The organism is Microtetraspora malaysiensis, assembly GCF_001528665.1.
GTDB lineage: Bacteria > Actinomycetota > Actinomycetes > Streptosporangiales > Streptosporangiaceae > Microtetraspora_A > Microtetraspora_A malaysiensis.
On sequence record NZ_BBYJ01000015.1, the window covers coordinates 1 to 13,118 of the forward strand.

Sequence of the window (13,118 nt, forward strand, 5' to 3'; positions counted from 1 at the left end):
CAGCTGCATCTTCAACTCCGGGTCGAGCAGCCCGCTGACGCGGCCCATCCCATCGGTGGTGTCGGAGATCGTCAGGTGCTGGCGTTCGGTCTTGGCCGCCGCCCGCGCCAGCCTCCCGCCCGGGTCGATCGTCTCGATGATGGTCTGACCGGCGCGGGCCACGTCCTCCACCGTCGACGCCGACGCTTGTGCCAACTGGACCAGGATCGGTTCCGCCAGTTCGGTTTCGGCGTCATCCAGATGCCGGGTGGCGGACGCGATCGTCGCCGCATACCCGAACGACAGACGGCCCGAGGCGAACAGGCGGGCGGTGTGCGGCAGGCGCGGAAGTTGCCGGGAGAGTGTGACACGTTCTCCAGCGCGGGCGGTGCGTGACCCGGTGGCGGCTGCCAGCCATGCTCCGATCGACCGCCGCCCGAACAGGTGCTGACCTTTACCCGCTTCGGCTATCGGGAGGCGGGTAGCGATCGCGGCTTCGGCCAGATCGATCGCCCGGGCCAGGGCGACGATCTCTGCCATCGCCACCTCAACCTCGGCACCGGAGCCAACCCCGGAACTGGTCCCTGCACCAGTCTCAGTCCCAGCCCCTGCCCCAGCACCGGCACCGGCGTTAACACCGGCCCCAGCGCCAGTCTCGGTCTCGGCTCCAGCCCCGGTCTTGGTTTCGCCTGGAACCCTTCCCGCAGCCGCGGCCAGCCGCTCGGCACGGGCGAGCAGGTCGATGACGTCGCGTCCGGCCAGGTTCAGGTCGGGCCAGTCCGCTACCCGGCTATCACCACCAGTGGCCGGGCCCGCACCGTCCTGCCCAGCACTGCCTGCACCAGCGCGTCGGCGGTCGGTGGCAGCGCCCCGGTCAGCTGCGTCCTGGTCATCCCAACCAGCGCTCCGGCGGTCACCACCAGCGGCCGGGTCAGCATTACCGACACCCCGGTCATCAGCGCCCCGGCCATCGGCGGCGGCATCGCCACCGGCCCACCAGTCACCGCCACGCCGACCCGATCCCTGTGCGTTTGTGTCCTGCGGGGCGCGGCCCGGACGCTGCTCGTCCTCGCGAACGCGGCCCACACCCAGCTGATCCCGGCCCCGCCGGTCCTTGCCCTGTCGGCCCGTGTCGTTCTGCTGCCGATCATCCCGACCAGCCCGCAGGGGAGGGCTCGCGGGCGACTCATCGAGGGTGGGGCGGCGGCCTTGCCAGATCCCGTCCCAGGCCGACAGGTCGTCACGGCCGTACCCGGGCCGCGGCTCGTCTCGACCGGAAAGAGCGCCGCCATCGTTCCCGGGATGCTGCGGCTCGTCCCCGCTGTTGGCCTCTTCCCTTGGGTCGGCCGTCTTCGCGCGGGACCGGGTGGGATCTGCGGGAGCGGGCGCGATCGGCGATCGCGCTGGATCTGACGGCCCTCCGCCGCTGTCAGGCTTCTGGTCTTCCGCAGCATCCGGGAGGCCGAGCAGCCGCCGCGCCCAGGGCATCGTGGGCGACCTCTGACCCCAGGCCACGCTGCCTGGCCACGACGTCTCGCTCGGCTCGCCGCGTCGCCCATCTCGCCCGTCAGAGCGTGCCGTGGCGTCCGGCTGGCCGCGTCGCACGGCTCGCTCGTCAGGGTGGGCCGGGTCGTGTGGGGCGGGATGAGTGGCTCCTTCGCGGCCGCCGGAGCTGCGGCCGTCATCGAGGAGCCCGGCACTGTGAGCGCGGTCGAGGAGCACCGCTCCGTAGGAGTCGCCGGAGAAACGATCCGATCCGATGAACGGCGTGTGCCGCCTGGACCCGCGCCGCCGCCGCGGGGATGCGGAAGGCGCGTCGGACGGTCGGGACGGAGGTGTGTCCTCCGGTCGGCATGACAGCAGCACGCCACCCGAAAGCATCATCTCTTCGCACCTCCCTTCCCGGTCTGGCGGTCGAGCCTCTGCGAGGATATCGTTCACGCGTTCGATAGGCAACTCTAAGTAGTCACGCTTGCACTATTTGTGAGAACTGTGTGCGACATTCCGTTTGGTGGGTGTTCGCGAGAGGCGCCGCCGCACCGCCCGAACGGGGCCTGCGGCTGGGGCGCGCAAAGGCCGGCGTCTCCGGCGTCAGCGTCATCGCTATTGGTGGGTGCCGCGTCAAGGATCGCCGACCGCTTGTTTTCGCCATGGCCCACTCCATTGCCTGGAGGTAGTGCTGCGCAATGCCTTGCGCGGTCAGTTGGCGCAATTGTTCGAGAGGGGTGATTTGTGTGCGGACGCCCTGGGGGGCGGCGGCGCGGGACTTTCCCGGAGTGTCAAGAAGGCCTTGACGGCGAGGCGATGTCAACGAATCCTTGACAGTATGACTCGTCGCATCTCGCCGGCCCAAGTCGCCGGGCTCGTGGCCGTCTCCATCCTGCTGCCGCTGTCGGGCGTCCTGGCCCTGCTGCAGGCCACGCTCGACAGCACGCTGCTGTGGGCCTTCTCCGTCGTCACCGGCTTCACCGTCGCCGTCCTGGCGGTGGTGACGGGACTCTCCATCGCGAAACGCCTGGCCGAGTCCGCCGCCGACGCCGCCCTTCCGAACGGGCCCGCCGAGTCGAACGGGCCCGCCGAGCCGAACGGGCCCGCCGAGCCGAACGGGCCCGCCGAGTCGCAGTCGTAGCCGGTCCGGCGGAGCGACCACCGAGTCGCGGCCGTAGCCGGTCCGGCGGAGGGGCCGCCGAGCGGCGAACCGCGCGCCGGCCCACCGCTGCGTCGACCTCGGCCGTTGCCGTCAGAGTGTCGCTGCCGTCGGAGTGGGACCGTCGGAGTGGGGTGGGGCCGTCGGAGTGCCGGGGCTGTATCGCATGGTGAGCGGGGTCCCTGGTCAACGGGGGAGTCTTTATGGTTCACTCAACGGACCATTTTCCCTTTCCGGAACTTCCCCCGTTAGGAGTGCCTCGTGGAGGTGTCCTTCTCCCCGCACGCGCCCGCCGAGGTCCGTGCCGATCTCCTCGTCCTGCCCGCGTCCGCCGGCCCGGACCTGGGCATCGAGATCCAGCTCGCCGGCTTCGCCGGACGGCCGGGCGAGGAGCTCCTGCTGCCGCGCCGGGCCGGGGACCCGTTCCAGGCGGGCGCGGTCCTGCTGGTCGGCCTGGAGCCGGACGCCGACGAGCGGGCGGTACGGCGGGCCGTCGGCCACGCCGCGCCCAGGATGGCGGGCTTCGGCACGGTCGCGATCGCGCTGCCGTACCCGGAGGCGGTCGTCGAGGGCGTCCGGCTGGGCGGCTACCGGTTCGACCACTACAAGAGCGCGCCGGAGAACCGGGCGGTCGAGCGGCTGCTGCTGCTCGCCCCCGAGGACCGGGACGCGGTGGCCCGGGCCGAGGTGGTGGCCGAGGCGGTGACGTTCACCCGCGACCTGGTCAACACGCCGGCCGGGGACCTGGTCCCGATGACGCTGGCCCGGCGGGCCGTGGAGATGGCGGAGGAGGCGGGCCTCGACGCGCGCGTCCTCGCCGCCGACGAACTGCGCGAGGGCGGCTTCGGCGGCATCCTCGGCGTCGGCGCGGCCAGCGCCAACCCGCCGTGCCTGATCGAGGTGAGCTACCCCGGCGACGGGAAGAGCGGCGTCGTCGGCCTGGCCGGCAAGGGCATCACCTTCGACGCGGGCGGCCTCGGCATCAAGAGCCAGAAGGCCATGGCGACCATGAAGAGCGACATGGCGGGCGGCGCGACGATGCTGGCCGTGGTCCGGGCCGCGGCCCGGCTCGGCCTGCGCACCGGCGTCGTCGCGGTGGTCCCGGCGGCCGAGAACATGGTCAGCGGCTCGGCCACCCGCCCCGGCGACGTCCTGCGGCACCGCAACGGCATCACCACCGAGGTCGTCGACACCGACGCGGAGGGGCGGCTGGTCCTGGCCGACGCCCTGGCCTACCTCGCGGAGCGTCGTCCGGACGCGATCATCGACGCGGCCACGCTCACCTACTCGGTCATGCACGCGCTCGGTGAGGACATCACCGGCGTCCTCGGCAACGACCGCGCCCTGCTCGGGGCGCTCGCGGAGGCCGCGGAGACGACCGGCGAGCCCGTGTGGGAGATGCCGATGTGGCGTCCCTACCTGGAGCGCATCAAGTCGGATGTGGCCGACTTCAAGAACGACGGCGGCGCGCACGCCGACGTGATCCTGGCCGCGCTGTTCCTGGAGAACTTCACCGGCGGCGTCCCCTGGGCGCACCTGGACTTCGCGACCACGGCCTACCTGGACAAGGCGACCGACCTCGGGCCCGCGGGAGCCACCGGGGCGATGGTCCGGACCCTGATCAGCTATCTCGCGAGTCGCTGAGACCGCGTTCGAGCATCGCCCTGATCACGTCCGCGGTCAGGGTGAAATGGCGCTCCGCGATGGACCCGGCCCGTTCGGCGTCCTTCGCGGAGATCGCCTCATACAGCGCGCGGTGCTCGTTCAGGGCCTGCTGGTACGTCTCCGGGTCGTCGTCGCCGTACGGCTCGGTCGGGAAGCCGAGGCTGACCCGCATGAGCAGGTCGCGGCTGAGCGCGTTGATCTGGGGGTTGCCCGCGGCCGTGACCACGGCCGTGTGGAACGCCGCGTCGGCCTCCTGCTCCTCGCGGAGGCTGGCCGCCCCGGCGTAGGCGTCGAGCGCGACCCGCATCGCCTCCAGGTCCGCGTCTGTACGGCGCAGCGCCGCGGCGCGGGCCGCCATGCCCTCGACCAGGCCGCGCAGGTCGAAGAGCTGCTCCAGCTCGGGCCAGCGCGGCACCAGGGTGCGCCGGACGGCCGCGGCGGTCGCCTCGGTCCAGCTTGTGCGGACGTAGGCGCCGCCGGTGCGGCCGCGCCTGATCTCGACGATGCCGACGGCCTGCAGCCGTCCGATCGCCTCGCGGATCGTGGCGCGGCTGACGTCGAGCAGCCCGGCCAGCTCGCGCTCGCCGGGCAGGCGCTGGCCGGGTAGGTAGTCGCCGATCGCGATGGCGGTCATGAGGCGGTCGGCCACCTCGGTCGCCACGGACGGCACCCGTACCGGGCCGAGCACGCCCGACGGGCGGCCGCCGTCGAGCACCTGGCCGAGGACGCGGGTCAGGTCGTCCGCGGGGGGAGCGGCGGCAGGCGCCTGCGGAGGGAGCCGGCGGGGCGGCTCGCGGTGCGCGGGCGACGGTTCCTCGGCGGGGGTCCGGGGAGTCAGCGAAAGGTCCTTTCTGCGGGCATGGCGTGGACCGCACCTTACTCGACCGGCGGATTTCAAAAAAGGTCTTGTGTCCAGGCCATTTATCCATATGCTGTCCAGACAACGGACATCTGTCTCATCTGGCGACATCTCGTCTCCCCTGTACCCCCTTGGAGCTGCGCCTTGGCCATCCCCGAACCGACCGCGCAGGGCTTCGCGCCCTTCGGCGAGTGGCAGACCTGGTACCGGGTCACCGGCGACCTGGACTCCTCCAAGGCGCCCCTCGTCGTGCTGCACGGAGGGCCGGGCGCGGCCCACGACTACACGCTGCGGATCGCCCGCCTCGCCGAGCGCGACCGGCCCGTCGTCCACTACGACCAGATCGGCGTCGGGCTCTCCACGCACCTGCCGGAGAAGGGCGCCGGCTTCTGGACGGTGGGACTCTTCCTCGACGAGCTGGACAACCTGCTCGCCCACCTGGGCATCGCCGACCGATACCACGTGCTCGGCCAGTCCTGGGGCGGCATGCTCGGCGCGGAGCACGCCGTACGCGTGCCGTCCGGGCTGCGCGGCCTGGTCATCGCCAACTCGCCGGCATCGATGGAGCTGTGGCGCGAGGAGTGCGACCGGCTGCGGTCCGAGCTGCCCCCGGACGTGGAGCGCACGCTCCGCGAGCACGAGGCGGCGGGCACCACGGACAGCGCCGAGTACCGGGCGGCGGAGAAGGTGTTCAACGCGCGGCACGTCTGCACGATCGTGCCGAACCCGACCGAGGTGCTCGCCAGCGACGCCAAGACCGCCGAGGACCCGACGGTTTACCACACCATGAACGGCCCGACCGAGTTCCACGTCGTCGGCACACTGAAGGACTGGTCGGTCGTCGACAGGCTCGACAAGATCGCCGTCCCCACCCTGCTCGTCTCCGGCCGGCATGACGAGGCGACCCCTCGCACCGTCCAGCCCTTCGCGGACCGCATCCCCGACGTCCGCTGGGAGCTGTTCGAGCACTCCAGTCACATGCCGCACATCGAGGAGGAAGAGCGCTACCTCCAGATCGTCGGCGACTTCCTCGACTCCACCGACTGATCGTGAGGGATCCCCGCATGAAGCGCATCACCGCCATCGCCGGCGCCGCACTGCTGGCCGTCGGCGTCGCCGCCTGCTCCGGGGGCGGCGGCGCCGCCACCTCCGGCACGGACACGGCCGGACAGCCCGCCCAGACCGCCTCCGCCGCCGGGTTCCAGGAGCAGCACAAGGGAGGCACGCTCCGCCTGCTGGCCAAGTCGGGCGACGGCACGCTCGACCCGCACATCAACTACAGCAACGGCAACTGGCAGGTCTTCCAGGCCCTCTACGACGGCCTGGTCTCCTTCCGCAAGGTCGGCGGCAATACGTCGTACGACATCGTCCCCGACCTCGCCGAGGAGATGCCGCAGGTCAGCGCGGACGGCAAGACGTACACCTTCAAGCTGCGCAAGGACGTGAAGTTCACCACCGGTGAGCCGGTCACGGTGGACGACGTCGTGGCGTCGTTCCAGCGGATCTTCCGGGTCTCCGGCCCGACGTCCGGCACCTTCTACTCCGGCATCGTGGGCGCCGCGGACTGCGTGAAGAAGCCCGCGGGCTGCACCCTGGACAAGGGCGTCGTCGCCGACGCCGCGGCCGGCACCGTCACGGTCAACCTCGTCGCGGCCGACTCGGAGTTCCTCCAGAAGCTGGCGCTCCCGCACGCCGCCGTGCTGCCGAAGGGCACCCCCGACAAGGACCAGGGCACCACCCCGATCCCGGGCACCGGGCCGTACAAGGTGGAGTCGTACAACCCCAACAAGCAGATGAAGCTGGTCCGCAACCCGAACTTCACCGAGTGGTCGCGGGACGCGCAGCCGCAGGGCTACCCCGACGAGATCGACTACAACTACGGCCTCACCCCCGAGGCCGCGGTCACCGCGGTGCAGAACGGCCAGGCCGACTGGATCTTCGACCCGCTGCCCGCCGACCGGCTCACCGAGATCGGCACCACGTACGCCGAGCAGGCACACGTGAACCCGCTCGCCGCCTTCTGGTACATCCCGGTCAACGTCAACCTCGCGCCGTTCGACAAGCCCGAGGCCAGGGAGGCGCTCCAGTGGGCGTTCGACAAGAACGCCCTGGTGAAGATGTTCGGCGGCGCGAACGTGGCGCAGCCGGCCTGCACGATCCTGCCCCCGGCCTTCCCCGGTCACGCCGACGTCTGCGATTTCCCGCAGCAGGACCTGGCCAAGGCCAAGGATCTGGTGCAGAAGTCCGGCACGTCCGGCCAGGAGGTCTCCGTCGTGGTCTCCGACGACGACGTGAGCAAGCAGATCGGCGAGTACGTCCGGAGCACCCTTGAGCAGATCGGCTACCAGGCCAAGCTGAAGGTGATCTCCACCAACATCCACTTCACCTACATCCAGAACACGAAGAACAAGGTCCAGCTCAGCGTCTCCCAGTGGTACGCCGACTATCCCGCGGCCTCGAACTTCATCAACGTCCTGCTCTCGTGCGCCTCGTTCCGCGAGGGGAGCGACGCCAGCATCAACATCTCCGGCTTCTGCGACAAGGACGTGGACGCCAAGATCGCCGAGGCGATGAAGCTGGACCAGAGCGACACCGCCGCCGCGGGCAAGGTCTGGGGCGAGCTCGACCGCGAGCTCATGAAGCGGGGCCCGATCGTCCCGCTGTTCAACCCCAAGCAGATCGACTTCGTCTCCAAGAACGTCGGTAACTACCAGTTCCACGCGCAGTTCCACGCGCTGCTCGACCAGATGTGGGTCAAGTGACCTCCCCGGTCAGGGCCACAGCCGAGCAACCGGCGGCCGGCGCACCGGCCGCCGGGCCGCCGGCACGGCCGTCCGCCGGGCCCTGGCGGCGGGCGCTCGGCCGGCTGCGGCACAACCGCTCCGCGATGATCGCCGGGGCCGGGCTGCTGCTCATCGTGCTCGCCTGCGTGCTCGCGCCCGTCTACGCGAACGCGATCGCGCACACCGACCCGTTCACGTCCAACGCCTCCGGCACCGTGGTCGTGAACGGCGAGCGGGTGCCCGTCCTCGCCCAGAGCACCGAGGGCCTCGGCCTGGGCGTCACCCCGGTCGGGCCGACCTGGGATCCCGGCAACTACTTCCTGGGCGCGGACAACCAGGGCCGCGACGTGATGGCGCGGCTCCTGTACGGCGGGCGCAACAGCCTGCTGATCGGCCTGTCCTCCGCGGTGGTGTGCTGCGCGCTGGCCACGGTGCTCGGCGTGCTGGCCGGATACTTCGGCGGCTGGATCGACGCGGTGCTCTCCCGCTTCTTCGACGTGATCTGGGCCTTCCCGGTCTACCTGCTGGCGATCTGCCTGTCGGTGGTGCTGCTCACCAGCGGACTGCATCTGGGGCCGATCCACATCGACGCGGGCAGCCTCGCGCTCCCCGTCGTCATCATCGCGCTGATCTACGTGCCGTACGTGGCCCGGCCGTTGCGCGGCCAGGTGATGGCGCTGCGGAACAAGGAGTTCCTGCACGCCGCCGTCGGCCTCGGCGCGTCCGACCTGCGGATCATGCGGCGCGAGGTGCTGCCGAACGTGCTGCCCACGGTCGTGGTGTTCCTGCCGCTGATGACCGCGCTCAACATGCTGACGGAGTCGGCCCTGTCGTTCCTGTCGGTGGGCGTGCAGTCGCCGGACGCGAGCTGGGGGACGATCATCAACGACGGCCTCGCCCTGCTCTACACCCGGCCCGCGATCACGATCGCGGCCGGCCTCTGCGTCGGGCTGACCGCCGTCGCGCTCAACGTCCTCGGCGACGGCGTGCGTGACGCGCTCGACCCGAACGCCCGGCTGCGGGGAGGCGCCTGATGATCGGTTACATCCTGCGCCGGTTCGGCGCCGCCCTGCTCGTGCTGTTCGCGATCAGCGTGCTGGTCTTCCTCATCTTCTTCGCCACACCCGGCGTGGACCCGGCCGCCCGCATCGCGGGCAAGAACGCCGACCCGGCCACGCTGGCCCAGGTGCGGGCGTCGTTCGGGTTCGACCGGCCGCTGCCCGTGCAGTACGCGCTGATGATGAAGCACCTGTTCATCTCGCACGACCTGACCTCGTTCGTGAACCGGGGCACCCTGGTGATCCCGCAGATCATCGAGGCGGTCCCGGTCACGCTCTCGCTCGTCGTGGGCGCGGCGGTGATCTGGATGGTCCTGGGCGTGGGCATGGGCACCCTCGCCGGGGCCATGCGCGGCACGCTGGTCGACCCGCTGGTCATGCTGCTCGGCGTCTTCGGCGTCTCGCTCCCGGTCTACTGGCTGGGCGAGGTCGTCAACCTGATCACCCAGAAGCAGCTCCACGACTCGGTCTTCTCCTGGGTGCCGCCGCTCGGCTACGTGCCCATGTCGGAGGGCATCGGCCAGTGGGCGCTGCACCTGCTCTTCCCCTGGCTCACGCTGGCCCTGCTGTACGCCGGGATCTACGCCCGGCTGCTGCGCGGCGAGCTGATCAACGCGCTGAACGAGGACTACGTGCGCACCGCCCGCGCCAAGGGCCTGTCGGAGCGGCGCATCCTCGTCAAACACGCGCTGCGCTGCTCGCTGATCCCGATCGTGTCGCTGTTCGGCCTGGACTTCGGGGCGCTGGTCGGCGGCGCGGCGCTGCTGACCGAGGTGGTCTTCGGCCTTCCGGGGGTCGGCAAGCTCACCTACCAGGCGCTGCAGAACCTCGACCTGCCCGTGATCATGGGCACGGTCCTGTACGCCGCCTTCTTCGTCGTGCTGGCCAACGCCGTGGTGGACGTCCTGTACGCCCGGCTCGACCCGAGGGTGCGCCGTGCCTGAACCGTTGCTTGAGGTCAGCGACCTGCGGATCCGCTTCGGCGGCTTCACGGCCGTCGACGGGTTGTCCTTCTCCGTACGGCCCGGCGAGGTGCTGGGCGTGGTGGGGGAGTCGGGCTCGGGCAAGAGCGTGTCGATGCTCGGCGTGCTCGGCCTGATCCGCACCCCGGGCGCCGAGGTCTCGGGGCAGGTCGTCTTCCGCGGGCGTGACCTGCTCGCGCTGAAGAACGCCGAGATGCGGGCCGTCCGGGGACGCGAGATCGCCATGATCTTCCAGGACCCGATGACCGCGCTCACCCCCGTGTACACGATCGGCTGGCAGATCGCCGAGCAGATCCGCGCCCACGAGAAGGTTTCCCGGCGGGCCGCCCGTGAGCGCGCGATCGAACTGCTCGGCGAGGTCGGCATCCCGGCCCCCGAGCAGCGCGTGGACGCCTACCCGCACGAGTTCTCGGGCGGCATGCGGCAGCGGGCCGTCATCGCGATGGCGCTGTCCTGCAACCCCGCCCTGCTCATCGCCGACGAGCCGACCACCGCCCTCGACGTCACCACGCAGGCGCAGATCCTCGATCTCATGCGCCGCCTGCGCGCCGATCACGGCTCGGCCGTCGTGATGATCACCCACGACATGGGTGTGGTGTCGGAGATCGCCGACGAGGTCCTCGTCATGTACGGCGGGCGGGCCGTCGAGCGGGGGAGCCGCCGCCAGGTCTTCCACGCCCCGCGCCACCCGTACACCTGGGGGCTGCTCGACTCGGTGCCGCGCGTCCGCGGCGCCCGGGCGCGCCGCCTGCCCACCATCCCCGGCACCCCGGGCGCGTCCGGACAGGGGTGCCCGTTCGCCGACCGATGCGCGCACAGCTTCGCCGCGTGCGCCGAGGTCCCGCCGCTGACCGGCGGGTCCGGCCACCTCGACGCCTGCTGGCTGCCAGAAGAGAAGAGGACGCGTTGAGCACCCTGCTGAAGGCCACGGACGTGGTCAAGCACTTCCGCGCGGGCCGCGGCCGCGTACACGCCGTGAACGGGGTCTCGCTGGAGGTCCGCGCCGGCGAGACGCTCGGCGTGGTGGGCGAGTCCGGGTGCGGCAAGTCCACGCTCGGCCGCTGCCTGGTCCGGCTCACCGACCTCACCTCGGGCACGGTGGAGTTCCAGGGGCAGGACATCACCACGCTGTCGCGCCGCGCGCTGCGCCCGCTGCGCCCGGCCATACAACTGGTCTTCCAGGACCCCTACGCCTCGCTCAACCCGCGCCGCACGGCCGGCGACGCCGTCGCCGAGCCGCTGCGCATCCACAGGTACGGCGACGCCGCCGCGATCAGGAAGCGGGTCGCCGAGCTGTTCGACCTGGTGGGCCTGGCCCGGGCGCACCTGGACCGCTACCCGCACGAGTTCTCCGGCGGGCAGCGCCAGCGGGTCGGCATCGCCCGGGCCATCGCGCTCAACCCCAAGCTGGTCGTCGCCGACGAACCGGTCTCGGCGCTGGACGTCTCGGTGCAGGCGCAGGTGCTCAACCTCTTCGCCGACCTGCAGGAGGAGCTGGGCCTCACCTACGTCTTCGTCGCCCACGACCTGGGCGTGGTGCGGCACGTGTCCGACCGGATCGCGGTGATGTACCTGGGCGAGGTCGTCGAGGTGGCCGAGGCCGAGGAGCTCTACGCGAGCCCCGCCCATCCGTACACCAACGCCCTGCTGTCGGCCGTCCCGGAGATCGACGACGGGTCGGACGCCCCGCGTCGCGAGCGCGTCGTGCTGACCGGGGACGTCCCGAGCCCCATCGACCGGCCGAGCGGCTGCTCCTTCCACCCGCGATGCCCGCTGGCGCGGGAGCGGTGCCGCACCGAACGGCCCGCCCTGCGTACGGCGGACGCCGCGGGCCGCCAGGTGGCCTGCCACTTCCCGATTTCCCCGCCGGCTCGCGGTTAGAGATGTTTACACACCTCTCCAATCGCTTGGGGCTGTCTGCCACAATGATCGGCGATTGCCCCCCTTGATGTGGAGATCGTGATGACTTCGCCAGAGTCGCGTCCCGGGCTCACACGTGAGCGTGTCAGCGCCTTCGCCGACGCCATCCTGGCGATCGCGATCACACTTCTCGCGCTGGAGCTGCCCCGGCCCGCGGCCGAGGACTTCCGGGATCTGGGCGGGTTCCTCGGGGGCCACGTAAGCGCGTTCGTGGCGTTCGCCGTCGCCTTCCTGATGCTGTGGTCCATCTGGCGGGTGCACCACTCCCTGTTCGACCAGCTCGACCGACTGTCACCGGCAGTGCTCCTATTGCATCTCCCGATGCTGCTCCTGGTGGTTCTCCTGCCGTACGCGACATCGATCTTCGGAGAGGCGAGCGCGCTGGCGGAAGACGCCGCGGCAGGGCATGCGCTGGCGGTGGCCATGTTCGCCGGCACCGAGGCCGTTCTGCTGCTGTGCCAGGGATTCATGATCGTTCTTGCGCTCAGGCAGCGTCTCCATCGACCGGACACCGACGTGGACCGCCTGGCCACCAACGCCTGGGTCTACCTGGGGATCGGGATCTTCTGGGTCTTGACCGCCGTCATGACCGCCTGGTCCGCCGACCTGGTCCCGTTCCTGTGGCTGGCGACCCCGCTCATCGGCGTCGGCATAGCCAGGGCCGTCAGGATTCGGCGCACCCTCGCGGCACGTTCCTGACGGCAGGTGAGTCCGCACGCGGTGTCGCCACCCGCACTGTCGCGGCGAGCACGTAGGCCCACTCACGACGGTGCGCGTCGGTGACCGCCCGCTCGACAGGGGTCAGCGCTCCTCCACGACGTCGAAGCCGATCAGCGGCCTGATCTCGACACCACCGTTCATGATCGGTGTCAGCTGGGCCAGCGTCAGCGCGTGGTCGAGGTCGCGCGCCTCCAGGACGAAGACCCCGGCCAGCGCCTCCTTGGTCTCGATGAAGGGACCGTCCGTCACCAGGTCGCCGCGGATCGAGGTCGCCGTACCGGACTGCTCCAGGGCCAACCCGGCGACGATCCGGCCGCCTCGCTCGGCGACCCGTGCCGGCAGTTCCTCATGGGCCCGCGTGACCTCCGGCGGGATGTCGGTCACGCCACCGGGCGTCTCGCGCTCGTAGATGAGCACCGCGTACTGCGCCATCACACCCGCTCCTCGCTCGTGAACACCTCTTCCAGCCACGCGCCCCACCCTTGCCGGGCCGCCGCCGCGTCG

The 13,118-nt window shown here is 71.0% G+C and carries 13 protein-coding genes; 9 read left to right on the forward strand and 4 right to left on the reverse strand.

Annotated features, from left to right (window positions below; translation table 11 throughout):
• Both AWQ71_RS19590 and AWQ71_RS41745 read right to left on the reverse strand, forming a co-directional pair.
• The coding region (locus AWQ71_RS19590; RefSeq protein ID WP_084259067.1) for a DUF222 domain-containing protein at positions 1 to 519 on the reverse strand (519 nt) is incomplete at its 3' end.
• Between the two features lie 242 nt (positions 520 to 761).
• Complete coding sequence (locus AWQ71_RS41745) at positions 762 to 989, reverse strand: hypothetical protein (protein WP_157570445.1); 228 nt, start codon at positions 987 to 989, stop codon at positions 762 to 764.
• Positions 990 to 2,305: 1,316 nt separating this feature from the next.
• Here AWQ71_RS41745 and AWQ71_RS19600 point away from each other — a divergent pair.
• Together AWQ71_RS19600 and AWQ71_RS19605 are read left to right on the forward strand one after the other, a co-directional pair.
• Positions 2,306 to 2,608 (forward strand): hypothetical protein, encoded by a 303-nt coding sequence (locus tag AWQ71_RS19600; RefSeq protein WP_067135258.1) that lies wholly within the window; start codon positions 2,306 to 2,308, stop codon positions 2,606 to 2,608.
• Positions 2,609 to 2,887: 279 nt separating this feature from the next.
• Positions 2,888 to 4,270, forward strand: coding sequence for a leucyl aminopeptidase (locus AWQ71_RS19605; RefSeq protein WP_067135261.1), 1,383 nt, complete (start codon positions 2,888 to 2,890; stop codon positions 4,268 to 4,270).
• On the opposite strand, the gene AWQ71_RS19610 is transcribed toward AWQ71_RS19605, so the two are convergent.
• Complete coding sequence (locus AWQ71_RS19610) at positions 4,248 to 5,006, reverse strand: FadR/GntR family transcriptional regulator (protein ID WP_067135262.1); 759 nt, start codon at positions 5,004 to 5,006, stop codon at positions 4,248 to 4,250. The genes AWQ71_RS19605 and AWQ71_RS19610 overlap by 23 nt on opposite strands.
• A 288-nt stretch (positions 5,007 to 5,294) precedes the next feature.
• On the opposite strand from AWQ71_RS19610, the gene AWQ71_RS19615 reads away from it, so the two are divergent.
• From AWQ71_RS19615 to AWQ71_RS19645, 7 genes are all read left to right on the forward strand, one after another.
• Positions 5,295 to 6,197 carry a proline iminopeptidase-family hydrolase gene (locus AWQ71_RS19615; protein WP_067135264.1) on the forward strand — a complete coding sequence of 301 codons (903 nt, stop codon included), beginning with the start codon at positions 5,295 to 5,297 and terminating at the stop codon, positions 6,195 to 6,197.
• 17 nt (positions 6,198 to 6,214) lie between these two features.
• A complete protein-coding gene (locus tag AWQ71_RS19620) occupies positions 6,215 to 7,912 on the forward strand; it encodes an ABC transporter substrate-binding protein (protein ID WP_067135267.1) in 1,698 nt (565 codons plus the stop codon).
• Entirely contained in the window at positions 7,909 to 8,967 is a 1,059-nt protein-coding gene (locus tag AWQ71_RS19625; protein ID WP_067135269.1) for an ABC transporter permease, read from the forward strand. Before AWQ71_RS19620 ends, AWQ71_RS19625 begins: the two co-directional genes overlap by 4 nt.
• Positions 8,967 to 9,935 (forward strand): ABC transporter permease, encoded by a 969-nt coding sequence (locus AWQ71_RS19630; protein WP_067135271.1) that lies wholly within the window; start codon positions 8,967 to 8,969, stop codon positions 9,933 to 9,935. The genes AWQ71_RS19625 and AWQ71_RS19630 overlap by 1 nt, the downstream gene beginning before the upstream one ends.
• Complete coding sequence (locus AWQ71_RS19635; protein ID WP_067135570.1) at positions 9,928 to 10,884, forward strand: ABC transporter ATP-binding protein; 957 nt, start codon at positions 9,928 to 9,930, stop codon at positions 10,882 to 10,884. Before AWQ71_RS19630 ends, AWQ71_RS19635 begins: the two co-directional genes overlap by 8 nt.
• Positions 10,881 to 11,855, forward strand: a complete 975-nt coding sequence (locus tag AWQ71_RS19640; protein ID WP_245658369.1) for an ABC transporter ATP-binding protein — start codon at positions 10,881 to 10,883, stop codon at positions 11,853 to 11,855. Before AWQ71_RS19635 ends, AWQ71_RS19640 begins: the two co-directional genes overlap by 4 nt.
• An 81-nt stretch (positions 11,856 to 11,936) precedes the next feature.
• Positions 11,937 to 12,593: a TMEM175 family protein gene (locus AWQ71_RS19645; protein WP_157570447.1), complete on the forward strand. Its 657-nt coding sequence runs from the start codon at positions 11,937 to 11,939 to the stop codon at positions 12,591 to 12,593.
• Positions 12,594 to 12,695: 102 nt separating this feature from the next.
• Here the strand turns inward: AWQ71_RS19645 and AWQ71_RS19650 are convergent, their stop codons facing one another.
• Positions 12,696 to 13,046, reverse strand: coding sequence for a YciI family protein (locus AWQ71_RS19650; RefSeq protein ID WP_084259070.1), 351 nt, complete (start codon positions 13,044 to 13,046; stop codon positions 12,696 to 12,698).
• Positions 13,047 to 13,118 lie beyond the last annotated feature (72 nt).